The organism is Nonomuraea glycinis, from assembly GCF_014646515.1.
Lineage (GTDB): Bacteria > Actinomycetota > Actinomycetes > Streptosporangiales > Streptosporangiaceae > Nonomuraea > Nonomuraea glycinis.
Genome location: NZ_BMNK01000005.1, coordinates 130,711 through 154,698 on the forward strand (window position 1 = coordinate 130,711; position 23,988 = coordinate 154,698).

The window sequence follows — 23,988 nt, forward strand, 5'->3', positions numbered from 1 at the left end:
GGTGGATCCCGGAGGTAGCGGTGCGGGGGAGCAGGCGGCGCGAACGCAGGCGGGTCACTCTGCCGACCTGGCTGTTCGCCGTCACGCTCGTCGTCGTCACCGCGCTCGTGGTCGGGCTCGACGCCGTGCTGGGCACGGCCGTGGGACTCGTGCCACTGCTGATCTTCCTGCCGGCGATCGTCGCGGCGCTGGGCACCATACCGCAGACCGCCTTCGCCTCCGCCTGGGTGTTCCTGGCGGTGTTCGCCGCCGCCGTCCGTCTGGGCGACAGCCTCGCCGAGAACCTGGGCGCGATCGGCTTCACCGCCGCGTTCGGCGTGCTGAGCGTCCTCGGCTGCCGCTACCGGATCCGCCGGGAGGAGGAGGTCCACCGGCTGCGCTCGGCCGCCGCGGCCCTGCAACGCGCGATCATGAGTCCGCTGCCACTGCGCACCGCGCAGGTGATCGTGGACGGCCTCTACCACCCGGTGGAGGAGGACAGCATGGTCGGCGGCGACATGTACGAGGTGGCCCCCTCACCGTACGGAACCAGGGTGCTCATCGCCGACGTGCAGGGCAAGGGACTGCCGGCCATCGGGGAGGCCCTGGCCGTCGTGGGCGCGTTCAGGGAGGCGGCCTACCGCGAGAAGACGCTCATCGGCGTCGTGGACGCGCTGGAGAGCGCCGTGGTCCGGCACAACACCTACGGCCGGCACGCCGATGAGCCCGAGCGCTTCGTCACCGCGCTCGTGCTCCACATCGGACAGGGACAGGGCGTCCAGGCGGTCAACTGCGGGCACATCGAGCCGTACCTGATCTACGACGGCCACGCCGGACAGGTGAGCCTCGGCGAGCCCGGGGTGCCGCTGGGCCTGGGCCGGCTGACCGCCGAGCCGCGCACCAGCGCGTGGTTCGCCTTCCCGCCGACGGCGACGCTGCTGCTGTGCACCGACGGCGTCACCGAGGCCCGTGGGCCGGGCAGAGCCTTCTATCCGCTGGACGAGCGGCTGCGCGAGTGGGCCGATGTCTCGCCCGGCAGGCTCGTGGACACGCTCCGCGCCGACCTGAGCGCGTTCATCGGAGCGGCCCCGCCGGACGACATCGCCGTCCTCATCCTGCACAGGGCTGACGCCGTGGCCGCTCCGGCGCGCACGCTTAAGCTCCCGGTGCCGTGACAGGACCCGGGACCGTGAAGCGTCGGACGAGCTCCTGACGGAAGCTCGTCGTCACGCCCGCGTACGCGCCCGTCGAGGTCTCGCCGCCCAGGGCCGCGAGACCTTCAAAGCTTAAACAGCCTGGGGTACGGCGCGATGATGCGGTGGATCTCGGTGCCGAAGTCGACGAGCACCGCGATGTCCTCCTCGACACCTACGACATGGCCGAGACCGTACTTGTCGTGGCTGACCTTGTCCTGAACGACGAAATGGGGCAATGGTGGGGGTGGCACCTCGGGAACGTTGAAGGGACTTCCGGGCAGGGGACGCCGGGCCGCGGCTTTTCTGGGTTTCACTCCTTCTAGTATGCTCCCCATTTGCCACAGGTCTTGCCTAAGGGGCTCACGACGAGGCCGCGTTCTTGTCACTGTCCTGGGTAGGGGCCCCACATGACCAAGCTCATGGATCGGGTGCGCGCCTACATGCGCAGCCCTGAAGGCAAGCAGACGGTCGAGAAGGCCAAGCGGATGGCCAACGACCCGAACAACCAGCAGAAGGCCAGGCGCTTCATGGACAAGTTCCGCTCACGTCACCACTGACCATCGCGACGTCCGTCACATCAGCGCACACCACCGGCGCCCGCGCCGTGAAGGGCGGGCGCCGGTGCGTGGGCTAGTTGAGGGACTCGGCGGGGCCGTGCCGGTGCGGGGCCGTGGTGCGGGCGGCGCCGGCCGGGGCAGGAGCGCCGGTGCCGATCGTGCCGGTGTCGAAGGCGTACGTCGCCACCAGGGTCGCGATCGCGTCGGCGTTCACGTCCAGCGCCTTGGCGCTGATGTTCTTGATGGTGTCGCAGGCGCTGTGGTAGCAGGGGTCGAGGGGAATGCCCGCGGTGCCGCCGAAGATCGCGGCCTCCTCCTCGGTCTTGAGCACCTCGGCGCCGGTGAACAGGCCACCCGCCGGGATGCCGGCGGCGATGAACGCCCCGTAGTCCGAGCGGCCGGTGAACGCGGTCGCCGTGAACGGCAGGCGGCGGCCGGTGTAGAACTTCTCGAAGTCCTCCTCGATCTGCGCCGAACCCTCCGGGCCGGCCGTGCCGAAGGCGTCACCGTCGCCGTCGTAGATGCCGAAGGTGTAGTTCGGCGAGCCGATCATGTCGAAGTTGAGGTAGAGGGTGATCTTCTCCCGTTCCTCCGGCGTCAGCGCGTCCACGTAGTGCTGCGAGCCCAGCAGGCCGAACTCCTCGGCCCCCCAGAAGGCGAAGCGCACCTTGTTCTTCGGCTTGGTCTTGGCGAACTGGAGCGCGACCTCCAGGATGCCGGCGCTGCCCGAGCCGTTGTCGTTGATGCCCGGCCCCTCCTGGACGCTGTCCAGGTGCGCGCCGGCCATGACGACGTTGTTCGGGTCGCCCTTCTTGGTCTCGGCGATCACGTTGTACGTGGTCCTGGTCTCGGAGATCGGGTCCCAGTTCATCGTGACCGAGGTGCCGGCCGTGGCGGCGAGCTCCGCGCCGACGGCGAAGCTGGTGAAGAACGACGGGATCGTCACGCCGGGGCCGCCGAGCACCGGGTTCAGGTCGATCTCGGTGCGGCCTTCCTGGCCCTCGTTGAACACGATGGCGCCGGAGGCGCCCGCCGCCATGGCGTTGTCCACCTTGACGCGGAAGTTGCAGGTGCCGCGCTGCATGAGGGCGATGCGGCCGGCGACGAAGCCGTCGAAGTCGCTCGCCTCACAGCCGGAGGAGGAGCTGTTGGCCGCCGGGCCGGGCGGCAGCACCAGGTCCACGGCCTGCGTCTGACCGCTCACCGAGCCGGCCGGCGAGTCGCCCATGGCCACGTAGTCGCTGAAGAACCCGTAGGTGTACGTCTTCGGATCCGGGCTGGTGCGCCGCAGCACCGGCGGGGTCCGGTAGCCCTCGAACAGGAACTCGAACGGCTGCACCGTCACCCGGTAACCGGCCGCCCGCAGCCTTCCGGCGACGTAGTCGCGGGAGAGGTCAAAGCCCCGGGTGCCGGACACCCGGGTGTCGTTGTTGACCTTCGCGATCGCCTGCAACACCTGGAGGTGCTTGGTGACGTTCTTGCCCGAGACGGCCTTGACCAGGTCGCGGACGGGGTCCTTGTGGGGGCGTGGATGGGCGTTGGCCGTGCCGGGCAAGGCGACGCAGGACAGCGTCATGGCGGCGACGACCACGCCGAGCACGCCCTTGCGGAAGCGGGAACGCATGATTGCTCCTCGGAACATCGGGGGGTGACCCGGGTCAAAGTGCGCGCGTTCCCTGAACGTACGGATAAATCAGGAAATGCAGGAGAGGGCGGGATGTCTCTGTTGCATCACGGAGTCCGAACGTGCCGCTCAGGCCTTCGGCGCGGTCTCGTGCGGCTCAGGCCTTCGGCGCGGTCTCGTGCGTCCACGAGCCGAGCACCAGCAGCGTCTTGGTCCCGGTGACGTCCCCGGCGCGGCGCAGCCGGTCGATGACCTGCTGCAGATGGCCGAGGTCGCGCGCCCGTACGTGGATCATCGCGTCCGGGTCGCCCGCGATGGTGAACACCTCCTGCACCTCCGGCACGTCGACCGTGGTGCGGACGATGTCGGCGACCGGGGTGGTGCCGGGATAGCGCAATTCGGTGAAGGCCTCGATGCCCCAGCCGAGCCTGGCGTAGTCGATCTGGACGGTGAAGCCGGTGATCACGCCGATGTCGCGCAGCCGGTCCACCCGCCGTTTGACGGCGGCCACGGACAGTCCCACCTTGTCCGCCATCTCGGAGAACGTCCGGCGCCCGTCCTCGCGCAGCAGACGCAGCACATGATGATCGATCTCGTCCACCTCGGGCATGCCAGAACCATCCCATCAGACGCAAACAAAGCAGGCCATCTCTAGCAGGAACTATAACTTTTTGCGTCTTTGTCCGATCCGGTCGTCGGATACTTGCGCAGCCCCGTCCGCGTTGCTGTGCTATGGCTCACACCACGAAGCCCAGGAGGTTCCGGCGTGAGCACGACACCCGTGTCGCTGGACGACAGGTACACCGCCACCGGCGGCCGCGTGCTGATGTCCGGCATCCAGGCCCTGGTCCGCCTGACCTTGGAACAGCGCCGCCTCGACGAGCGACGCGGACTCGACACCCGCGTCCTCGTCACCGGCTACCAGGGCTCCCCGCTGGGCGGGGTCGACATGGAGATGGGCCGGGCCGCGCGCTTCCTCGACCCGGCGGGCGTGGTCTTCCGCGCCGGCCTGAACGAGGAGCTCGCCGCCACCGCCGTGGCCGGCACCCAGCTGCTCGACCGGCTCCCCGGCAAACGCCACCAGGGCGTGACCGGCTTCTGGTACGGCAAGAACCCGGGCCTCGACCGGGCCGCCGACGCCATCCGGCACGGCAACGTGGCCGGCACCGCCGCGCTCGGCGGCGCCGTGGCCTGGATCGGCGACGACCCCGGCAGCAAGTCCTCCACCGTGCCGAGCTCCTGCGAGCCGATGGTGCAGAGCCTGTCCATGCCGCTGCTGGCGCCCGGCTCGATCGCGGAGATCATCGAGTACGGGCTGCACGCCGTCGCCCTGTCCCGCGCCACCGGCCTGTGGACCGCTCTGAAGATCGTCGCGGACATCGCCGACGCGTCCGCCACCGTGGACCTCGGCCGGCTGTCCGACGGCGTCCCGGCCCCCGATCACGCCGACCGTGGCACCGCTCCGGCCCTGGTCGGCCCGGCCTCGCTGGACGCCGAGCACGACATGCTCACCCGCAGGCTCGACCTGGCCCGCGCCTACGCCCGCGCGCACGGGCTCAACCGAGTGGTCTCCACCGCGCCGGACGCCACCCTGGGCATCCTCGCCTCCGGCACCGGCTTCGCCGTGGTCCAGCGGGCGCTGGCCGACCTCGGTGTGGACGAGGCCGCGATGGACGCGCTCGGGCTACGGCTGATCAAGCTCGCCATGCCCTTCCCGCTCGACCCCGCCGAGCTGGCCGCCATGACCGGCGACCTGGAGCGGGTGCTCGTCGTGGAGGACAAGGTGCCGTTCCTGGAAGGGCAGCTCAAGCAGGCACTGTACGGCCGCGCGCACACCCCCGCCGTGACCGGCCGCGAGCTGCTCACCGCCCGCGGCACCCTCGGCGCCGAGGACGTGGCCAAGGCGCTGGCCACCTGCGTCGGCGCCGACCGGCTGCCCCGCCAAGCCGTCCACCTGGCACCCGTAAAGCCCGCCCGGCGCATGCTGCCGATGGTCGCGGCGCGGACCCCGTACTTCTGCTCCGGCTGCCCGCACAACGCCTCCACCCGCGCCGACGACAGCACGCTGGTCGGCGTCGGGATCGGCTGCCACGCGATGATCGCGCTGGACGGCGGCGGGCGCGGCAACCAGATCGGCATCACCCAGATGGGCGGCGAAGGAGCCCAGTGGATCGGCCTGGCGGACTTCACCGACGACCGCCACTTCGTGCAGAACCTCGGCGACGGCACCTTCCACCACTCCGGCTCCCTCGCCATCCGGGCCGCCGTCGCCGCCGGCGTGCGGATCACGTACAAACTGCTCTACAACGACGCGGTCGCCATGACCGGCGGGCAGCGCGCCGAGGGCCGCCTGGACGTGCCCGCGCTCACGCGAGCCCTGGAGGTCGAGGGCGTACGGCGCATCGTCGTCACCAGTCCCGAGCCCGAGACGTACCGGGGGGTCCGGCTCGCGGGGATCGCCACCGTGCGGCACCGCGACGACCTCGCCGAGGTCGAGCGGGACCTCGCCGCGCTGGACGGCGTCACCGTGCTCATCCACGACGACCGGTGCGCCGCCGAGGAGCGGCGGCTGCGCAAGCGCGGCAAACTGCCCACGCCGGTGGCCAAGGTCGTGGTGAACGAGCGGGTCTGCGAAGGGTGCGGCGACTGCGGGGAGAAGTCCACGTGCCTGTCGGTGCAGCCGGTGGAGACGGAGTACGGCCGCAAGACCCGCATCCACCAGGCGTCCTGCAACACCGACCTGAGCTGCCTCAAGGGCGACTGCCCGTCGTTCCTGCTCGTCGAGCCCGGCACCCGCCAGGCGCGGCCGGTGCCCGAGCTGCCCGTGGAGCTGCCCGAGCCGGTCGGCCGGGTCGGCGGCGAGTCGGTGCTCATCAGGATGCCCGGCATCGGCGGCACCGGCGTCGTCACCGTCTCGCAGATCCTGCAGATGGCCGCCCACCTCGACGGCCTGCACGCGGCCGGGCTGGAGCAGACCGGGCTCGCGCAGAAGGGCGGGCCGGTGGTCAGCGACGTGCGCGTCTCGCGGCGGCCGGTCGAGGGCTCGGTGCGGGCCTCGCGGGGCACCGCCGACGTGCTCATCGGGTTCGACGTGCTGGGGGCCGCCGCTGACGGGAACCTGGCCGTCGCCTCGCCCGGCCGTACCGTCGCCGTGGTCAACACCTCGATCGTGCCCACCGCCGCGATGGTGACCGGCCGCGCCACCCTGCCCGGCTCGCCCGCCGACGCGATCGTCCGGGTCGAGTCCGCCACCCGGCCCGGCGAGAATCTCTACCTCGACGCCCACGGCCTGTCCGAGGCGCTGTTCGCCGACCACATGCCCGCCAACATGCTGCTCATCGGCGCCGCCTACCAGCACGGCTGCCTGCCGATCTCGGCCGACGCCATCGAGCGGGCGATCCGGCTCAACCAGGCCGCCGTCGAACGGAACCTCGCCGCCTTCCGCTGGGGCCGCGCCGCCGTGGTGGACCTCGCGGCCGTGCTCGCCGCCGTGGCCCCGGAGCCCGCCTTCACCGAACCGGCCGTCGGGCTGGAGGAGGCGGTGGCCCTGCGCGTCGCCGACCTGACCGGCTATCAGAACGCTGCCTACGCGCGTACGTACGCTGAGGAAGTGAGCCACGTGACGGCGCTCGCCACCGCGCGCGCCGGCCAGGAGGACGGGGAGCGGATCGCGCTCGCCTACGCCAGGAGCCTGCACCGGCTGATGGCGTACAAGGACGAGTACGAAGTCGCGCGGCTGCACCTGGACCCGCGGGAGAAGGCCGTGCGGGAGCGGGAGTTCGGCGCGGACGCCGTGGTGTCGGTGCTGCTGCACCCGCCGGCGCTGCGGGTCCTGGGGATGAAGCGCAAGATCAAGCTGCGGCGGTCGGCCGGGGTGCTCTTCCGGGGCTTGCGCGCGGCTCGGGTGCTGCGCGGCACCGCGCTCGATGTGTTCGGGTACGCGGGGGTACGGCGGGTCGAACGTGCGCTGATCACCGAATATCGTGAGTTGATGCGTGACGCACTTGTCCGGCTAACTCCCGGTACCGCAGAGGCGGTCGTCTCGCTCGCCGCGCTGCCGGAGATGATCCGTGGGTACGAGGACATCAAGCTGGCTCGTGTCGCCGAGTGGCGTGAGCAGTGCCGGGCCGAGCTGGCCCGGTTGGACGAGCCCGCCGCGCACCCCGCCCTGTGAGGAGTGACCGTGACCGTTGACCGCCTGCTGCCCGGCCAGGACGCCGCAGACCTGATCGAGCTGACCCGTGAGATCGCCGACAAGGAGCTCGGGCGGCGGGTCGATGAGCATGAGAAGGCCGAGACCTACCCCGAAGGGTTGTTCGCGACCTTGGGGGAGGCTGGGTTGCTCGGGCTGCCTTATCCGGAGGAGTTCGGTGGGGGTGGGCAGCCGTACGAGGTGTATCTGCAGGTGATCGAGGAGCTGGCGGCGCGGTGGGCGGCCGTGGCGGTGGCCACCAGTGTGCATACGCTGGCCTGTTTTCCGGTGGCCACGTATGGGAGCGCTGCGCAGCGGGAGCGGTGGCTGCCTCGGATGCTGGCGGGGGAGCTGGTCGGGGGGTACAGCTTGTCGGAGCCGCAGGCCGGGTCGGACGCGGCTGCGCTGACCTGCAAGGCTTCCAAGGTCGAGGGCGGGTATCGCGTCACGGGGAACAAGGCGTGGATCACCCATGGGGGTAAGGCTGACTTCTATGCGCTGTTCGTCCGGACTGGGGAGGGGAGTCGGGGGATCTCCTGTTTTCTGGGGCCTGGGGCGGCTGACGGGCTGACCTTTGGGCGGCCTGAGGAGAAGATGGGGCTGCACGGGGTGCCCACCACCTCAGCCCATTACGACGGGGTGATGCTGGAGGACGATCGGCTGCTGGGGGAGGAGGGGCAGGGGCTGCAGATCGCCTTCAGCGCCCTGGACTCCGGGCGGTTGGGGATCGCTGCTTGTGCTACCGGGTTGGCTCAGGCTGCTTTGGACGAGGCCGTTGCCTATGCCAAGGAGCGGCAGACCTTCGGGAAGAAGATCATCGACCATCAAGGGCTTGGGTTCCTGCTGGCTGACATGGCGGCTGGGGTGGACAGCGCTCGGGCCACCTACCTGGACGCGGCTCGACGGCGGGATGCGGGGTTGCCGTACAGCCGGCAGGCCAGCGTCGCGAAGCTGGTGGCGACGGACACCGCGATGAAGGTGACGACGGACGCGGTGCAGGTCTTCGGGGGGTACGGGTACACGCGGGAGTTCCGGGTCGAGCGGTACATGCGCGAGGCGAAGATCATGCAAATCTTCGAGGGCACGAACCAGATCCAGCGCCTGGTCATCAGCAGGCATCTGGCCCGCTGACCTTCTTCGGTCCGCACCCACCCGCTGACCATCTGAGGGGTGGGCCGTCTGCTGCCCACCCCGCTTTCAAAGGGCCTCGCTACGCTCGGGCTGTCTTCCTGGGGCGCGCCTGGGGGCGCGCGACGGTCTTCGTGGGCGGGTTCGTTAAGGAGGCACCTCTACCCGGGTTGTTCCTATCGCCGACTGGCCGATGACAGCACCTGTCGCCCATGTCCTGGGACTCATCCGTCAAGCATGTCCCGGGACAACACACACAGCAACGGCCAGGCCAGAAAGCAACTTATCTCCACGTCATTAAAGGCGGTCCGCTCCGCGGCCCGCCGCGCGTCGGCGGTCGCTGGCCGCGCTGCGGCTCTCCGGCCGGTCGCGGCCAGCGCCGCAGCGCGCGATCTTACGCCGGGCCTTAAGTGGATGCAACTGGATCCCATAATGGAATGTTGAATTACCAAATGGCTATAGAGCGCTCTTGTAAAATATTGGCTTCATTATCTTGACCTTCCCTGAAAACTTATAGATCATCCTCCTTAGTGGCTTTCCGTGGCGGTCGCTGAGCGGCAAGCCGAAAGAGAGCTTTCAGCGAGCATTAGTACGGCTCTGCCGTGACCGAGGAGGGCAATCCATCATGCAGTCTAGTGGGCGCTGGATCGTTGGCTTCGACGCTTCCTGCGGGAGGTGTGCCGAAATAGCTGAAATTGCAAAGGATGCAGCTGGTGAGAAGCTCGAAGTGCTCCCATTAGCTCATCCGGATGTACACCAATGGCGGCAGGAGTCCCTCGGCCAGGAAGCTCCTTGGGCTCCGACGCTCGTCCACGTCACTGACAACGGCGTTCGTGCTTGGACCGGCCCGTCGATGGGCCTACGTTTGCTCGGCCGCCTCGGCCCCAAGGCCGCATTCAAGCTCTTCCGTGCGCTAGGTGAGTTGAGTCGGGCTTCGGCAACGGCCCCGGAGTCGGCTGCCGATGCAGTTGGTCGAAGGCGCTTCCTTAGAGTGGGTGCTGGAGTCGGGATCGCCATGGGTATCATTCTGACGGGGAAGGCTCCTGCGCTGGCTGATGAGCCTGGCAGGGCTCGCGCATGGGTAGCGGCCAATAAGGATCGCCTTCCTGCGGCGTATCCGGAATTCTCGAAGCACAGCATGGCTTATCGCCGAGCTATATATGCAGAACTCGATCAGTCCGCTCGAGCCCAACTCTGGAGCGAACACTTCGCGCAGTATCGCCTTGCTCATCCAAACCTCTCGGCGAAGCAGCAGAAAATCCTCGGCCACCTCGAGGCCCTTGCTAAGGACACATCCGTGTTCGGTAAGAGTTCGACTCGAACGGAGAAGGACGACGAGACCTTGAAGCAGGAAGCAATCGAGGCCTTCGGCCGGGATGAGGCGGGAGCCCTGCTGGCCACGCTGGGACCTGTAGAGCCGACCAGCCAGGCGCAGGCCCTGCTAGTCGACTGCGAATGTTCCGTGCAGAGCAACTGGTGTGGTGTTATATGGCCATGTAGCGCCCTGCCAAGCTGCACTGCCTCATGGAGCGGATGTGGCACCCTTTACCGGTACCCATGCGATGGCATGTGTACGTAATACGCAACAGGGCAGTGGTCTTCATTGTGGCTGACAGCCAGGGAGTCTGTCAGCCACAATGAGTGACGTCCGCATCACTCTCGATTAATCGTCGATGGAACTGAAAAGAACGTCTATCCTTCCGCAGCGCTAGTCAGCAGCGCCGCCGGTGATGGTTTGAGTTTATGGAGCTATGCCCAGTTCGCTGGTTTAGGTCCACGCAGCACTCCGAGGATGTGCTGCCGAACTCTAGCAAGCTCTATGCCTTGGCTGTGTAGCTGCGCTGCCGTGAGAGATCGATTCTCTCTAAGGAGTCCTAGCACAATGTGTTCTGTGCCGACATAACGGTGCCCCAAGTCGGACGCCTCAAGGCGTGCAAGCCGTATCACTTCCTGGGCCCGATGATCGAACGATATGGCCTGCGAGGGTTCGGCAGGATTGTCGCCTCTCGATCGTTCGATGCTTCTACTAAGCGCATCAAGGCTCGCCCCTAGGGACCGGAGTGCATGGACGCCCACACCTGCGTTGAGGTGAATGAGGCCATGCATTATGTGATCGGCGCTAGCTGCCTCCATGCCATCGGCTGCAGCCTTCTGCTTGGCCACGTCGAGGGCGTGCGTCGCGCGCTCAGTGAGAACCTCTTCCAGAGGCTTATTTGAAATTCTTCTCCGCCACATAAAGCGCTCCTCCGAGAGTGGGGCCGGCAAGAAGCCGCAGCCTTTCTGGCATGGTACGTCCAGGATCACATCTGCATGCCGCTTGTACCAGTAAAACCACTCGAGAAGTTGCTCTGTCAAGGTCTGCGGGATGAGAATGGAGGGCCACAGTCTCCGCTCGAGTCGTAACGAAGTGCTCGGTGACGGACGTGACGATCGCTCACTTCGGTTCTCGCTGTATATGGCCTGGGCGATCGGCTCATTAAGAGATCCTGGGTAGGCAGCCCTCGTGAGGGTTGTCACCTCTCGGCCCGGCGGGTGCATGGCCTGCGATCGGATCGCCGCTTGACGGCTCGCGTGCAGTGGCGCCGGCCCCGCTGGGACGAGGGCGTTGAGATCGGCATCAGGAAATAGCCCCCGCTTGAGGGCCGCAGTAATGAGCTTCCGGCAGACGTCCTCACCGAACCCCCGGGGTGACCTGCAGCGGAACGAGCCACACCATGCACACCGTCGGATGGGACTGGGGCAGTCAACGCCGCGCGGTCACCGTGCAAGCGATCGATCTGCTTGCTCAAGGAGGGCCAGGTCTGGGGCGGCCGCTGGTCGATACGATCACCGCTTCACGTCTGCAGAACTTGAGGGAGCTGCGGCCGGGGACGGTGCGGATCTTGTTTGCCTTCGATCCGTGGCGATCCAGCATCCTGCTGGTCGCGGGTGATAAGGCCGGGCGGTGGAACGCCTGGTACAGGCAGGCCATCCCGATCGCCGAGCAGCGCTACGAGGTCTACATGAAGGAACGGCAGGCGGAGGAGGGCGGATCGTGACGAATTATGCGCGCTGGAAGGACATCCGTGCTGAGCACGTCGAACGTGCCGGCGGCGAGGAAGTCGTGGAAGCGGGCAAGCAAGAACTCCTCGCCAAGGTGCAAGGACACCGGCTTGCCGAGATTCGCCGTAGTCGGGGGATGACCCAGCAGGACATCGCACAGCGCATGGGGGTCACCAAGGGCCGCGTTTCGCAGATCGAGCAAGGCAAGATCTCCGGACAGGACGTTCTCGCCCGGTACGCCACTGCACTCGGCGGTCAGCTCCATCAGTCGATCTACTTCGACGATGGGGACATCGCAGCCATTGCCTGAGATGTGGGCGAGAGACCGAGAAATCCTGCGGTAGCAGTTCACGCGTCCTCGGAATGACCAAGGTAGGTCGTTAGCCGGGGAGTTGTGTGCAGCAGCAGGTACAGCAACATCGACTTGCGTGAGCTCGTACCTGCCGCCTGACCAGGACGAAGGCCTCTCTACGGGGAGACCGGCTCCCGTTTGCAAGCAGGCGCTCATCAAGGGTCCGGGCAGACCGCCTTCACGCTCTGCCCTGTTCCGTCGCTGTTCCGTGGGAGCGCGGGAACCAGCGAGAAGTGGTGCGAGACGTCCGCAGGCGTAGCCGGTGCTCAGCCGCATGGTCGAGCTGTCCTTGCAGGTCACTAGATCACGGGTCGGAGATCATGCAGATCTTCGAGGGCACGAACCAGATCCAGCGCCTGGTCATCAGCAGGCATTTGGCCCGCTGACCTTCTTCGGTCCGCGCCCACCCGCTGACCGTCTGAGGGGTGGGCCGTCTGCTGCCCACCCCGACACAAAGGGCCTCGCTACGCTCGGGCTGCCTTCCTGGGGCGCGCCTGGCGGCGCGCAGGTCGCCAGTACCGGGCGCAGCCGACAAAGGACCCCGGGCAACTGCCCAGGGTCCTCCGTGTCCTCACCGGCATGCGCGCGGCCGGCTGTCGCGGTACTACGCGTACCTGATCACTTGTTGGCGTGCTTGTATAGATAACCAGCGCTCTTTCTGAGCTGGGCGGAGGTGCCGTTGGTCGTGCGGCGCCTCTCGGCGAGGCCGATGGCCTTGGCGAGCGTGATGCTGCCGTGGATCTTGGTCGAACCGTTGTGCACGCCGTGGGTGTAGTTCAGCCAGGCGGCCAGCAGTTCACGGTCGAGCAGAGCTTTGGCGGTCTTGCTCTTGGGAGCGAGGACCTTGTACGCCTTGCCGAGCGAACCGGCGTTGGTCAGCTCGGGGAAGACCTTGCTGCCGTTCTGCGCGAGCGACAGGTAGCACAGCAGGGTCTTGTCGCTGAGCGACCCCTTCTTGCGGTGCATCTCGGTGGCCCACTGCTTGGCGGTCAGCGGCTTGGTGGCCTTGCCCCGCTTGCAGGTGTCCGGGACAGGCTGGGGGTCGAAGCGTTCATCCGGCCGGTGCGTCCGGGTCGGAGTCGGAGTCGGAGTGGGGGTGGCCGCCGGGGTCGTGGCCGGGGTGCCGGTCGGCCTAGGAGAGGCGGTCGGCACGGGCGGGAGGGCGGCGAGAAGGTCGATGCGCTTGGTGGTCACCGTGGTGTCGCCGCTGGCGTAGGCGATGCTCTTGCCGGTGGTCCGCAGCTTCTCGACGAGCTGGTCGCCTGTCAGGTCCGGGTAGGCCTGCCGGAGCAGTGCCAGGGCTCCCGCGACGTGGGGGGCGGCCATGGAGGTGCCGTTCAGGACGCCGAAGGTGTTGCCGGTCAGGGCGGAGTTGATGGCCACGCCGGGCGCGAACAGGTCGATCAGGGGGCCGCGGTTGCTGAACGCAGCGGGGGCGTCGTGGTCGTCGGTCGCGCCGACGGCGACCGCCGCGGAGATGCAGGCGGGGCGAACGATGCCGTTGTCGTGCCCGTCGTTGCCCGAGGAGATGACGGTGGCCACGCCGGCGCTCTTGAGCCGGAGGATCTCCGCCTCGAGAGGAGCGCCGTCACAGTGGACCTGGTACCTCGGACCGCCGCCGATGCTCATGTTGATCGCCACGACGTTCAGCCCCGCGCGCACCTCTTCGACATGTTGCAGCGCGCGCATCTGGTCGGAGGTGAAGCTGAGGATGCAGGGCGCGGGAAGCTCCTGCTGCTCGCAGATGGTGCCGTTGAAGCGGGTGGACACCTGGATCGGCAGGATGCCCGCTCCGGGCGCGACACCGTTGGAGGGCGCGGTTCCGGCCTTCTTCCCGGCCGCGATGCCGGCGACGTGGCTGCCGTGGTAGCACTTGTTCACGCCGTTCACGACGCACTTCGCCGTCTCGGCGTCGGCCGCGCCGGCGCCGATCTGGGACGGCTGGCCGTTGGGGCACACCACCTCGCCCAGGTAGTACGGGTCCGGGTCGGAGCTGGAGAAGCAGGCCTCGGCCACGATCCGGCCGGCGAAGAACGGGTGATCCCGGTCGATGCCAGTGTCGAGGATGGCGATGGTGGATCCCTGGCCGGTCCAGCCCATCCGGTTGGCCCTGTCCGATCCGATCAGTCTGGTGCTGACGTCGAGCGTCGGCTTGCTCACCTCGTCCTTGTAGATGGCCTTGACCCGGCTGTCGGTCCTGAGCTCGGCGAGGGTCGGCTTGTCCACGGTGGCGACGATGAACCCGTCGGAGCCGGCCTTGCTGATGACCTTGGTCTTGCTCGAGGCCGCTTCGGCGGTCTTGGCCACGTCCGCCAGGTTCTGGCCACGCTCGAGCTCGATGATCGCGCGCACCTTCTCACCCTGCCGCACCTCGGCTGCGAGGTCCTTGGCCACGGCGGGGTCATCGAGGGCGGCTTGAGCTGGTGACCCGACGGCGAGCATGGCCGTCGCGGTGATGACGAGCACAGCGGTGCCCGCAAGTAAAGACCGTGGTCTCACTGGTCCTCCGGGGGAGCGAACCGTCCCGAGCTGGACGGCTGAGGAAGCCGGAAGAATCCGAAAAGTCCTCATGTACGGTGATCGAAGGTCAAGAGTAGCCAGCGATCACCAGTGTCGACGAGAATGAAGTGGCACCGTTATACGAATTTTCGAACGTCCGCAACCAAGCCCGCACCGCGCCGACCGGCTGCTCGCCGCCCGGACGTGAGCGCGAGGAGGTCGATGGGGCCGAGCAGGAGGGATGCCGGCTGGGTGGCGGAGTCCACGTCTGCCTGAGCCTCAGGCGGTGGATCGCTGGACGAGCCGTCGGCCGCGAATACTCCCCCTTGGCCGTCAGGACGTTCTGTCCACTTTCCGCCAGACCGGTCATGTGATCAGCGACTCTGAGCTGTATCCGGATGTGGAGTCTGGCTGCAGCGTTGGAGGTGGTCGCTGTCGAGCTGGGGGGTGAAGGCAAGATCTCCGGACAGGACGTTTTTGCCCGGTACGCCACTGCACTCGGCGGTCAGCTCCATCAGTCGATCTACTTCGACGATGGGGACATCGCAGCCATTGCCTAAGAGACCGAGAAATCCTGCGGTAGCAGTTCACGCGTCCTCGGAATGACCAAGGTAGGTCGTTAGCCGGGGAGTTGTGTACGGCAGCAGGTACAGCAACATCAGCGCCTCCAAATCGGGCGTCAGGCCCGCACCGGAGGCGTGTCAGCACTATCACCGTGTGTGCAGCCGGTCCATTGCTGCTCGGCTGTCGTCGTCCGCGGCGCGGCAGATTATCAGGCGCTGGTCGGGGTCTTGAAGTGGCATGAGTACTTCGAAGTGGACTGCGATTTCTCCGGCGTCGGGATGTCGTATCACCTTGTGTCCGCGGCCGTTGATTTTGACGTCGCGCTGGGCCCACAAGCGTGCGAACTGCTCGTTGTGCGTGATGCACAGGGAGATGAGTTCGTTCAGGACCTGGTCCTCCGGATACGCGGCCCACGCGGCGCGCAGGTAGGCGATTCCCTCCCGCACGACGCGTTCGCGGTCGACGTAGTACTCGCGTGTTTCCGGATGGATCAGACACAGCCACATCGAGTTGCGCTGCTGGGGCGGCAGGGTGTCGAAATCGATGAGCAGCCTCCCCATTTCGGGATTCCAGGCCAGGATGTCGTACCGGTGGTTCAGCACCATGGCCGGCAGCGGGGACAGGTCGGTGACCAGCCCGGCCAGCGGCGGTGCCGCCGTGGTGGAGGGCTTGGCGGTGGTGCGGGGGCGTTGCCGGGTGAGGTCGTAGAGGTAGGTGCGTTCGTCAGAGGTCAGGCGCAGGGCGCGGGCCAGCGCTTCGACCACGTCGGTCGAGGGCCGCAGCGGGCGGGCCTGTTCCAGCCGCACAACGTAGTCGATGCTGATCCCGGCCAGTTCGGCGACCTCTTCGCGGCGCAGTCCGGGAGTGCGCCGGGCCTGACGGCGCACGGGCAGACCGACGTCACGCGGGTCGAGGCGCTCGCGTCGAGTACGCAGGAACGCAGCCAGTTCCTGGGCCGGGTCCACGGTGCGGGTCGTCATGGCCTGTCCAACAGGCTGGGTAGGAGTGGTGTTCCCAGGAAGCGTCTTCCCTTACCCATGGCTGCTGGCGGTCGCAGGCTGGTGGCCGACGTTGGAACACGAACACGGGAGAACACGATGTCGCTGACCCTCGACACCTACCGGCTGCTGGGCCGTTCCGGGCTGCGGGTCTCACCGCTGGCGCTGGGCGCGGCGACCTTCGGCACCGAGTGGGGCTGGGGCGCCGAGCGCGAGGAGGCGCGCATGCTGTTCGACCGTTACACCGAGCTCGGCGGCAACTTCTTCGACACCGCCAGCACCTACACCAACGGCAGTTCCGAGCGGCTGCTGGGCGAGTTCACCCGCACCGACCGCGACAGACTGGTGCTGGCGACGAAGTACTCGACGCTGCGCCGGCCCGGTGACCCTAATTCTGGGGGTACGCACCGCAAGAGCATGCTGGCGTCGGTGGAGTCCAGTCTGCGGCAGCTGAACACGGACTACATCGATCTGCTCTATCTGAACGTATGGGACTTCAGGACGCCGGTGGAGGAGATCCTGCGCGGCCTGGACGACCTGGTGAGGCAGGGCAAGGTTCTGTACGTGGCGATCTCCAGCGCCCCGGCCTGGCAGGTGTCGCGCATGCAGACGATCGCCGACCTGCGCGGCTGGTCGCCGCTGGTCGCACTGGAGATCGAGTACAGCCTGATCGAGCGTACCGGGGAGCGTGACCTGATCCCCATGGCACGCGAGATGGGACTGGGCGTGGTCTCCTTCTCCCCGCTGGGCGGCGGGGTACTCACCGGCAAGTACAGCCGGGAGGACCTGAACCCGACGGGCCCCGTCGCCGGCGAAACCGCCAGCAGCCGCAAGAGCCTCAACGCCGCCCTGGGAATGGTCACCGAACGGACCCTTGCCATCGCTGATGTGGTGAAGGAGGTGGCCTCGGAACTGGGCCACACACCCGCCCAGGTCGCACTGGCCTGGACCCTGAACGCCCCGGGCGTGACGGCACCCATCATCGGCGCCCGCACTATCGCGCAACTGGAAGACAACCTGGGCGCCCTGCAGGTCGACCTCACTCCTTCCCAACTGGCCCGCCTCGGCGAGGTCAGCGCCATCGACCTCGGCATTCCACACGGCCTGCTCGCCAGCGACCACATCCGCGCGGTCACCACAGGCGATATGAAGATCGAAACCCGCAGCTGCGGCGAAACCCAGCTCTGAGCTCGCCCTGTCGCTCTGCCATGGGCTCAGGCCCGACCATGACCGACCGAGAGGCTTCCATCATGACTGTCCAGGGACCATACGCCGTCGTCCTGCGCGAGCATCGCAGGGATCTGACTCAGCCGCCCAGCTCACTGCTCGAGGTGGTCACGCTCCCTCCGCAGGAGCCGGCCGCCGGCCAGGTCCGGGTGCGGAACCTGTACCAGCAGGTGATCGCGGCGAGCGGCGACCTGATGTTCGAGACCACTCAAATCCCGGTGCCCGTCTTCCGGGTCGGCGAGCCGGTCTACGGCACCGCGATCGGCACGGTCGTCGAGTCACGCGCCGACGACCTGCCGGTGGGAACCGTCGTGTTGCACATGTCGGGCTGGCGCGAGGAGAGCATCCTGGGGCCGGGCGAGGCGTTCCCCGTGCCCGACGGCGTCTTCCCCGGCCCCGAGTACCTACTCAACCAGGGAGTGCCCGCCTACCACGGCATCGTGGACATCGCCGGCGTCGGCGACGGTGACGTCGTCCTCGTCAGCGGAGCCGCCGGCGGCGTCGGGTCGATGGCCGCGCAGATCGCCAAGGCACGTGGCGCCGCGTACGTCATCGGCATCGCCGGCGGCCCCGAGAAGACCCGCTACCTCGTCGAAGAGCTCGGCCTCGATGCCGCCATCGACTATCGCAACGACGACCTCGACGACCGGCTCACCGAGCTCGCCCCCGACGGCATCACCGCCTTCTTCGACACCATCGGCGGCCCCCAGTTCGAAGCGGCACTCCGACACGCGGCGTTCGGCGCCCGCTTCGCGCTGTGCGGCACCCTCGCCGGACAGGTCAGCGGCGGCGACGGCGGGCACCCCCGCCTCGACATCATGACCGCGATCGTCCACGAGGTGCAGATCCGCCCCTTCACCACCAGGCACACCCCCGACCAGGTCCAGGCCTGGAACACCCACTACGCCCAGTGGTACGCCGAAGGCCGGATCAGGTTCGCGCACACCCTCCTCGAAGGCACCCTCCAGCGCGTCATCACCGCGCAGGACGAGCTCCTCGCTGGTGTCCACCGCGGCAACGTCATCGTGAGGCTCACCGCATAGGCGAGATTCACGATGACACCTGATCGTTCACATAAGAAAAGTCCCTTTGAGCTGGGAGGATCAACACCCACTCAATGGTGACGTGGACGTTCGGATCCGGCTGAAGGCGAAATACTTGCCGCAGCATGAGACCTGAGGTCAGAGCGCTCCGGGGGGCCCAGGTAGGACGATGCCGAAGAAGTCCTGCGCCTTGTACGTGGCGAGCTTCCTGGCCTTGCCGGTCCTGACGTTCAGCGCGTAGGCGGTCATGGCCTGGTACGGCGGGTCGACCACCGCGGGCTCGTCGTCCGGCACCTCGGAGCTCGGTCTGCACCGCACGGATGTGGTGAGAGCGGTGACCTCGTCGCCGCTGAGCCAGGTGCGCAGCGAGATCTGGGAGACGTCGGGGGGCAAGCCGCTGATGGCGGTCGCCTTCCGCTTCTTGCCGGTGAGCGTGTCCATGAGGGCGAGGTCGCCATGGCGGCAGGGCTTCTCGGCGGTGCTGCGGTTCTCGATCACCGCGACGGTCTTCCCGTCAGGGGCGAGCGGGCTGAAGTCGTAGCGCTTCGGCAGGATGATCGACGTGGAGTTGCCCGCTGAGGAGGACGGCCACAGGTTCGTGATCGTTCGCAGCTGCGAATTGGGCGAGTATTGCGCGAGCGTGATGGTGGCGCCGTCCTGTGACAGGCCGATGGGGACCCAACGGTTCGGCAACTCGCGGACGACTCTGGCGCGCATGTCGATGAGCAGAGCGGGGTCCTTGAAGTCCGGGACCTTGCTGAAAGCCACGAACCGGCCGTCGTCCGACAGCATCAGACGCGAGACACTGCCCAGCCAGCCCTCCGGCACCTTGTCGGCGGCCGTCGTCTTCTCGCCCGAGGCCAGGTCGCGGACCTGGAAGGTCCTTTCCTTGGCACTGTAGTAGGCGATCTTCCGGCCGTCCCGGCTGATCGCCAGTGGGCTGTCCCGCAGTCCGCTACGTCCGGGGCTGAGGCTGGGCAGCGCTTCGGTGACGTAGTAGGCCTTCCCGCTCCGCGTGACCACCCGCCAGCGTCCGTCTCGGCAGCCTGACGGCGCCTGCGCCTTCCCCTTCTTCGGCTTGCAGAAGATCTTGTACGCGTGGCTCAGCGGCTCCACCCCGCGTGCCGGTAGGTCGCCTTGGGCAGCGGCCTCCTGCGGCCCGTCCGGCAGCAGCCGGACGGCGGCCGTCACACCAAGAGCGATGACCACGATCATGGCCGCCGCGAGCTGCGACATCACGGTACGCCGCCTGCGGTCATGCGTCGCGATCGTGCGTTCGGCCAGGTCCACCTGTGGAGAATCGTCGGCCAGGTCGACGAGCACGTCCCGTAGCCAGGTCATCGGTAGGCCTCCTCGGCTTCCATGTCGGCGAGCTTCGGCGCCAGTTCGGGCGCCAGTTCGCGTAAACGGGCCAGCGCGTAGTGGGCCTGGCTCTTCACCGTCCCGATCGAGCAGTTCAGCAGCTCAGCCGTCTCACGTTCGGTCTGGTCCTCGTAGTAGCGCAGAACGATCACCGCCCGCTGCCGGGGCGGCAATCGCATGAGAGCCCGGCGCATGACGAGCCGCACGATGGTGGGGTCCTCACTCGAGTACGGCCGGTCGGGCGGGTCGGCGGTCGGGAGCTCGATCCTGGCCCGGCGCCGCCGCCACGAGATGTGCTGATTCAGCAGCGCCTTGCGCACGTACGCCTCGGGGTGCTCGACGCGAGACAGCTTGGACCAGCGTCTGAGCACCTTGAGCAGGACGCTCTGCAGCAGGTCCTCAGCTTGGTGGGCGTCTCCCGTGAGCAGGTACGCGGTGCGCATCAGCGCCTGCTGATGGCCGGCGACGAACTCGCGGAAGCTGTCATTGCGATCCAAGGCGACTCCTCTCGACCGTTACCGACTCCGGTGACGTGTCGAAAGGTTCGGTCCACCCGGCTGGAACTTTCGTGTCGCGTTCTCGCACCGCGGCGACGCCCACGCGCATGATCACGGCCACGAAGGACCCGAGACGGCGAAGCTCAACGACAAAAGGGGTATCAGCGTGGGTATCGCAGTCTCAGCTCGTCCATTGCGAGGTCCCAGAAGGACCTGTAACGCTTGGCGCCAGCCAGCCATGGCGCGAGATACCAGGCTTCCCACTCACCTTCAGCGGTTCTGACGTGGGGATTGAGGAGCGCCACTCCGTCATCCCAATATCCGGCCAGAAGGGTGTCGGGCACATACTCCCCTCGGTAATGGATGGAGTCCTGCTCCTGTCCGTACATGAAGTAGAGCTCGTCGGGCACGCTCCATGAGTTCTCCGGCTTGGGTGCTGACCAGCTCTCGGCCACCGGAGGATCGACATCACGGAGCCAGCCGACCTCCATGACGCGCAGCAGACAGCAGTCATCGTCGCTGCCCCATCCGTTGGCGAACAGGAGAAACTGCCGGTAACTCGGCGGCAGCTCCATGCCCAGCCGCTCTTCAAGCTCGCGGACCTCTGCATCGGTAGCCGGAGAATACAGATCGCCGAGTGGACTGACCGCCAGGCGATCAGAACCCTCGGTCACCGGATGCCTTGCAGGGAAGCGTTCAGACCATGCGTACTGGGCGCTCATTGTGAAGAAGATCCCGTTTCGAGTGGCTGCTGCACGTGCAGCAGCAAAGCTGGCGCTACCCCTCCCGATAAGCTTCCGGTGTGGGACTTGCGCGAGACGATCAAGGTATGACATCTATCGATTCTCAGCATCCCCGCAGGCCACCCAGTGCACCGGACCACAGGAGCGCCGTTCTCCGAATCCGGGTGTCGGTGGGCTGAGGCCGTGACGATCGCCTACTTCGGCGCCCGCCGCACGGGTCGGGGCGATCGGCTCATTAAAAGATCCTGGGTAGGCAGCCCTCCTTCGGGGGGCCTTACCGTCGAGCGCGAAGGTACAAGATCGAATTCTCCCGCGCGTACGGCTCCGACACCCCGACCAGTCGGTGCCGTCGATCATGCCGCACAGCCACCGAGTAAGCCAGAACCGTACTATCCCGCCTAAAGATCCCTGCTCCGACATGGAAGGTACGTGAAATCGTGGGACTAACCTGGAATGCAGCCTCCCGCTACATTGAACTTGCGCGCCAACCTATCGAGGAAGAAATCTATGTGGGTCCTTTGTTGTTCGCGATCGCCAGCAGCAAGGGTCGACCCGCCGGTGACGTTTCCACTCATCTCGTGATCGAATCCTTGAAGAAGTACGATCGGTGGGATGACAATATTGGCCCGTCACATCTGACAACCGTTCTCGAGCATGCGATCCACTCGGCGAACGAGTCCATTCAGCGAAAGATCGAGGCTCAACCCGAGCCGGCGGGCATAGGCGCCGACCTGGTGGCCTTGCTGTGGTCTGGGACCTTAGGGGTCTTTGCGAACATAGGCGAAACACAGGCGTATGTCGTACGACAAACAGATAGCGGGGCCGCTGAGCTCATCTGGACGACCGAGGGTCATGCCCACGGTATGGCTGAGACCGCCAGCGTGCCGGAGTCACCGGAACGGATCCCGAGCTTCCTCGACGGACAGTCCGAGGGTCATGTCCCTGACCTGGTAACCCTCAGCCTGTGCGCTGATGACCGGATCTTGCTGTGCACGAGTGGACTCAGCGCGGTGGTTCCTCACACGCTCCTGATGGAGATTTTGAGCGGACCCGGCGGATCGGCAGAAGCGGCCGATCGTCTCGAAGCCCTAGCCGTGGAGCACGGTGGTCCAGATAACATCGCCCTGGTCGTCATCGAATTCGTCGACTTCGAGTTGCATCAGGAGGAATACACGTTCATTGATTAGCCCCGTCGCATTGATCGTTGAAACGCGATGTTCGAGTTGAACCAGCTCTTGAGTTGGGCGTTCGCACGACCGGCCGCAGAACATCCTCGAACCGGAAGACCACGACAGGGGTCTCGGACAGCTCGGGCGGAGTCCACTGCGGATCGTAGAGGAACTCCAGCCACAACACCGGCGGCCTGCCGGGCTGATAGGTCAGGCACGTGAAGTCGGTGTCGTGGAGGTAGATGTGCGCGTTCTTCTCGGTCCAGAACTCGTACAGTCCTGATCTGGAGGTGACGCCACGATCTTTGTCCCCGGTCACGCCGGCGAACTCGGTCACTGACATGAGGACATGGTCCTACAGGCGAGAACGGCCGCAGCGGGCCTCAAGCGGTGGCAGCAGGGCCGGCAGTGGTATCCCTTCACCACCAGAACGGGAGGTTGGCTCGGCGGCTCCGCACGTCGTCGTACATCGTACGTAGCCATGGCTGACGAACCTCCGGCAGTCGTGCCAGTGCGTGGAGGAACATCTGCCGGTCGAGCCGGAACGGGCCGGACGGCGGCGGTAGTGGAGGGTCGTCGCGGTAGACGCCGTCGGGTAGCCCGCCTGAGGCGGGGCGAAGCCGCCGATTGCGGCTGAAGGCCAGGTGCATCCATACATCGGCAACCAGCGGCACCGCCGCCTCCGTGCCGGACGGCCATATCTCCCCGGTTTGCGGGTGCTGCGGAACCAGAGCGATGTCCGTGACGGTGGCGGGCAGGCCGGGCCCGGCCAGGGCCAGGCTTCTCGTCGGCGGCTCGGCCGGGAGCAGGGCGTCGAGGGCCGGACGGAACGCGTCGGCGACAGGGCCATGGGGAACCACGACCCGTGCACCCCCCGACGCGGCCAGCAGGTGGGCCAGCGCCACCGAGACCGTTGCCTCCCACACCGGGCTCCACGCCCCGATCGGCTCAACCGGCGGTCTCTCCGGTTGCTCTCGTAGTTCCTCCCAGCTGAGCGCCCGGCGGGCGGGCGCATCGACGTCGAGGGGACGTACGGCGCGCGGGTCCAGCCACACCACCTGCCAGTACGAGCAGTCGTCGATGAGGGTGGCCACGGCATGCCCGCACTGCGCGCACGCCAGGTTGGGGCCGTTTCTGCTGTCCAGGCCGCAGCAGTGGCCGTCACACCGCTCCGGAATCAGCACGGTCCCGCGGACGTCACCCAGCGCGACCGCGACCGTTCCCGGCGGCCCGTACGACAGGGCATAGGTCGGCGCGTACACACCGCGGGCTTCCGCCTCCTCCGCGCCGACCTCCTCCCACCGCCGCCACGGCGGCCCGGAGGGTTCCGGGTCCACCGCGTAGGTCCGGGGCTCCATGAGCGCGGGAAGTGGTTCGTGGCCGTACTGCTGATGGGCGTGAGCGGGGAGCGCGACCTGCGACACGGGTACGGTCAGCGAGGCAGCACAGCCCGCGCACGTGAACACGATCATGCGCCCTCCCACGTCACGGTGCATGGATCACCTGATCGAGCGGCCGGCGCCGACTTATCCGAGGGTGTTCGAGCAAGTTGTACATCTGGTGACGGCCGCCAGACGGAGATTTCCCTCGGTAGCCTGAACAGGGCTGCTGTTGCTGATGCGATCCCAAGCGCCGGGCTCTGGCCCACGGACCCACCCCCAGGCCGGAGCGACCACATCGGACTCGCTCATGTGATCACACGCGCCCGGCAGGTGAGCCATCCTTCTGGGGGAGATCAGGATGGTGTCCGGCGCGAACTTCGCCCAGCGGATCGGGCCGGCCGCGCTCTGCGTACGGCGTGGCGCGTCAACCCCGG

Annotated in this window: 21 protein-coding genes; 10 read left to right on the top strand and 11 right to left on the bottom strand. The window is 67.2% G+C overall.

The annotated features are described in order from the left end of the window. Nucleotides 1–20 precede the first annotated feature (20 nt). Nucleotides 21–1,154 carry a PP2C family protein-serine/threonine phosphatase gene (locus IEY87_RS16545; RefSeq protein ID WP_189139559.1) on the top strand — a complete coding sequence of 378 codons (1,134 nt, stop codon included), beginning with the start codon at nt 21–23 and terminating at the stop codon, nt 1,152–1,154. A gap of 104 nt (nt 1,155–1,258) precedes the next feature. Here IEY87_RS16545 and IEY87_RS16550 read toward each other — a convergent pair whose 3' ends face one another. Continuing rightward, on the bottom strand, nt 1,259–1,489 hold the full coding sequence (locus IEY87_RS16550; protein ID WP_225277065.1) for a hypothetical protein: 231 nt from the start codon (nt 1,487–1,489) through the stop codon (nt 1,259–1,261). 93 nt (nt 1,490–1,582) lie between these two features. Here IEY87_RS16550 and IEY87_RS16555 point away from each other — a divergent pair, with 93 nt between their 5' ends. After that, a complete protein-coding gene (locus tag IEY87_RS16555) occupies nt 1,583–1,732 on the top strand; it encodes a hypothetical protein (RefSeq protein WP_189139561.1) in 150 nt (49 codons plus the stop codon). Between the two features lie 73 nt (nt 1,733–1,805). On the opposite strand, the gene IEY87_RS16560 is transcribed toward IEY87_RS16555, so the two are convergent. After that, nucleotides 1,806–3,356 (bottom strand): M28 family metallopeptidase, encoded by a 1,551-nt coding sequence (locus IEY87_RS16560; protein WP_189139562.1) that lies wholly within the window; start codon nt 3,354–3,356, stop codon nt 1,806–1,808. A gap of 157 nt (nt 3,357–3,513) precedes the next feature. Next, nucleotides 3,514–3,966: an Lrp/AsnC family transcriptional regulator gene (locus IEY87_RS16565; RefSeq protein WP_189139563.1), complete on the bottom strand. Its 453-nt coding sequence runs from the start codon at nt 3,964–3,966 to the stop codon at nt 3,514–3,516. A gap of 156 nt (nt 3,967–4,122) precedes the next feature. On the opposite strand from IEY87_RS16565, the gene IEY87_RS16570 reads away from it, so the two are divergent. From IEY87_RS16570 to IEY87_RS47180, 3 genes are all read left to right on the top strand, one after another. After that, nucleotides 4,123–7,530, top strand: coding sequence for an indolepyruvate ferredoxin oxidoreductase family protein (locus IEY87_RS16570; RefSeq protein WP_225277064.1), 3,408 nt, complete (start codon nt 4,123–4,125; stop codon nt 7,528–7,530). A gap of 9 nt (nt 7,531–7,539) precedes the next feature. Beyond that, a complete protein-coding gene (locus IEY87_RS16575; protein ID WP_189139564.1) occupies nt 7,540–8,679 on the top strand; it encodes an acyl-CoA dehydrogenase family protein in 1,140 nt (379 codons plus the stop codon). A 1,135-nt stretch (nt 8,680–9,814) separates the two neighbouring features. After that, entirely contained in the window at nt 9,815–10,255 is a 441-nt protein-coding gene (locus IEY87_RS47180) for a bacteriocin fulvocin C-related protein (RefSeq protein WP_225277093.1), read from the top strand. Between the two features lie 170 nt (nt 10,256–10,425). On the opposite strand, the gene IEY87_RS47185 is transcribed toward IEY87_RS47180, so the two are convergent. After that, the gene (locus tag IEY87_RS47185) at nt 10,426–11,214 is read right to left on the bottom strand and encodes a Clp protease N-terminal domain-containing protein (RefSeq protein ID WP_373294352.1); all 789 of its coding nucleotides are present in this window, start codon (nt 11,212–11,214) and stop codon (nt 10,426–10,428) included. Between the two features lie 176 nt (nt 11,215–11,390). Between IEY87_RS47185 and IEY87_RS16590 the strand changes: the two genes are divergently transcribed. Continuing rightward, on the top strand, nt 11,391–11,714 hold the full coding sequence (locus IEY87_RS16590; RefSeq protein ID WP_189139567.1) for a type II toxin-antitoxin system RelE/ParE family toxin: 324 nt from the start codon (nt 11,391–11,393) through the stop codon (nt 11,712–11,714). Further along, nucleotides 11,711–12,028: a helix-turn-helix domain-containing protein gene (locus tag IEY87_RS16595; RefSeq protein WP_189139568.1), complete on the top strand. Its 318-nt coding sequence runs from the start codon at nt 11,711–11,713 to the stop codon at nt 12,026–12,028. Before IEY87_RS16590 ends, IEY87_RS16595 begins: the two co-directional genes overlap by 4 nt. 660 nt (nt 12,029–12,688) lie before the next feature. On the opposite strand, the gene IEY87_RS46685 is transcribed toward IEY87_RS16595, so the two are convergent. Continuing rightward, nucleotides 12,689–14,536 (bottom strand): S8 family peptidase, encoded by a 1,848-nt coding sequence (locus IEY87_RS46685; RefSeq protein WP_189139569.1) that lies wholly within the window; start codon nt 14,534–14,536, stop codon nt 12,689–12,691. Between the two features lie 743 nt (nt 14,537–15,279). Continuing rightward, on the bottom strand, nt 15,280–16,113 hold the full coding sequence (locus tag IEY87_RS16610) for a helix-turn-helix transcriptional regulator (RefSeq protein ID WP_189139570.1): 834 nt from the start codon (nt 16,111–16,113) through the stop codon (nt 15,280–15,282). Nucleotides 16,114–16,230: 117 nt separating this feature from the next. On the opposite strand from IEY87_RS16610, the gene IEY87_RS16615 reads away from it, so the two are divergent. Together IEY87_RS16615 and IEY87_RS16620 are read left to right on the top strand one after the other, a co-directional pair. Continuing rightward, a complete protein-coding gene (locus tag IEY87_RS16615; protein WP_189139571.1) occupies nt 16,231–17,319 on the top strand; it encodes an aldo/keto reductase in 1,089 nt (362 codons plus the stop codon). A 62-nt stretch (nt 17,320–17,381) separates the two neighbouring features. Next, on the top strand, nt 17,382–18,401 hold the full coding sequence (locus IEY87_RS16620; RefSeq protein ID WP_189139572.1) for an MDR family NADP-dependent oxidoreductase: 1,020 nt from the start codon (nt 17,382–17,384) through the stop codon (nt 18,399–18,401). Between the two features lie 138 nt (nt 18,402–18,539). On the opposite strand, the gene IEY87_RS16625 is transcribed toward IEY87_RS16620, so the two are convergent. The 3 genes from IEY87_RS16625 to IEY87_RS16635 all read right to left on the bottom strand — a co-directional run bounded on the left by IEY87_RS16625 (nt 18,540) and on the right by IEY87_RS16635 (nt 20,982). After that, nucleotides 18,540–19,742, bottom strand: a complete 1,203-nt coding sequence (locus tag IEY87_RS16625) for a hypothetical protein (RefSeq protein WP_189139573.1) — start codon at nt 19,740–19,742, stop codon at nt 18,540–18,542. After that, nucleotides 19,739–20,260: a SigE family RNA polymerase sigma factor gene (locus IEY87_RS16630; protein ID WP_189139574.1), complete on the bottom strand. Its 522-nt coding sequence runs from the start codon at nt 20,258–20,260 to the stop codon at nt 19,739–19,741. Before IEY87_RS16630 ends, IEY87_RS16625 begins: the two co-directional genes overlap by 4 nt. Nucleotides 20,261–20,421: 161 nt before the next feature. Beyond that, complete coding sequence (locus IEY87_RS16635) at nt 20,422–20,982, bottom strand: SMI1/KNR4 family protein (RefSeq protein WP_189139575.1); 561 nt, start codon at nt 20,980–20,982, stop codon at nt 20,422–20,424. 458 nt (nt 20,983–21,440) lie between these two features. Here IEY87_RS16635 and IEY87_RS16640 point away from each other — a divergent pair, with 458 nt between their 5' ends. Next, the gene (locus IEY87_RS16640; RefSeq protein ID WP_189139576.1) at nt 21,441–22,190 is read left to right on the top strand and encodes a PP2C family protein-serine/threonine phosphatase; all 750 of its coding nucleotides are present in this window, start codon (nt 21,441–21,443) and stop codon (nt 22,188–22,190) included. Here the strand turns inward: IEY87_RS16640 and IEY87_RS16645 are convergent. Continuing rightward, on the bottom strand, nt 22,180–22,515 hold the full coding sequence (locus tag IEY87_RS16645; protein ID WP_225277063.1) for a hypothetical protein: 336 nt from the start codon (nt 22,513–22,515) through the stop codon (nt 22,180–22,182). The genes IEY87_RS16640 and IEY87_RS16645 overlap by 11 nt on opposite strands. A gap of 76 nt (nt 22,516–22,591) precedes the next feature. Beyond that, nucleotides 22,592–23,644: a hypothetical protein gene (locus IEY87_RS16650; RefSeq protein ID WP_189139577.1), complete on the bottom strand. Its 1,053-nt coding sequence runs from the start codon at nt 23,642–23,644 to the stop codon at nt 22,592–22,594. Nucleotides 23,645–23,988: the final 344 nt, after the last annotated feature.

Bases quoted from the DNA above. Each gene is read 5' to 3' on its own strand.
- IEY87_RS16555 (WP_189139561.1), top strand. From the start codon at position 1,583: ATGACCAAGCTCATGGATCGGGTGCGCGCCTACATGCGCAGCCCTGAA.
- IEY87_RS16560 (WP_189139562.1), bottom strand. From the start codon at position 3,356: ATGCGTTCCCGCTTCCGCAAGGGCGTGCTCGGCGTGGTCGTCGCCGCC.
- IEY87_RS16565 (WP_189139563.1), bottom strand. From the start codon at position 3,966: ATGCCCGAGGTGGACGAGATCGATCATCATGTGCTGCGTCTGCTGCGC.
- IEY87_RS47180 (WP_225277093.1), top strand. From the start codon at position 9,815: ATGGCTTATCGCCGAGCTATATATGCAGAACTCGATCAGTCCGCTCGA.
- IEY87_RS47185 (WP_373294352.1), bottom strand. From the start codon at position 11,214: ATGCACCCGCCGGGCCGAGAGGTGACAACCCTCACGAGGGCTGCCTAC.
- IEY87_RS16590 (WP_189139567.1), top strand. From the start codon at position 11,391: ATGCACACCGTCGGATGGGACTGGGGCAGTCAACGCCGCGCGGTCACC.
- IEY87_RS16610 (WP_189139570.1), bottom strand. From the start codon at position 16,113: ATGACGACCCGCACCGTGGACCCGGCCCAGGAACTGGCTGCGTTCCTG.
- IEY87_RS16615 (WP_189139571.1), top strand. From the start codon at position 16,231: ATGTCGCTGACCCTCGACACCTACCGGCTGCTGGGCCGTTCCGGGCTG.
- IEY87_RS16620 (WP_189139572.1), top strand. From the start codon at position 17,382: ATGACTGTCCAGGGACCATACGCCGTCGTCCTGCGCGAGCATCGCAGG.
- IEY87_RS16625 (WP_189139573.1), bottom strand. From the start codon at position 19,742: ATGACCTGGCTACGGGACGTGCTCGTCGACCTGGCCGACGATTCTCCA.
- IEY87_RS16635 (WP_189139575.1), bottom strand. From the start codon at position 20,982: ATGAGCGCCCAGTACGCATGGTCTGAACGCTTCCCTGCAAGGCATCCG.
- IEY87_RS16645 (WP_225277063.1), bottom strand. From the start codon at position 22,515: ATGTCAGTGACCGAGTTCGCCGGCGTGACCGGGGACAAAGATCGTGGC.
- IEY87_RS16650 (WP_189139577.1), bottom strand. From the start codon at position 23,644: ATGATCGTGTTCACGTGCGCGGGCTGTGCTGCCTCGCTGACCGTACCC.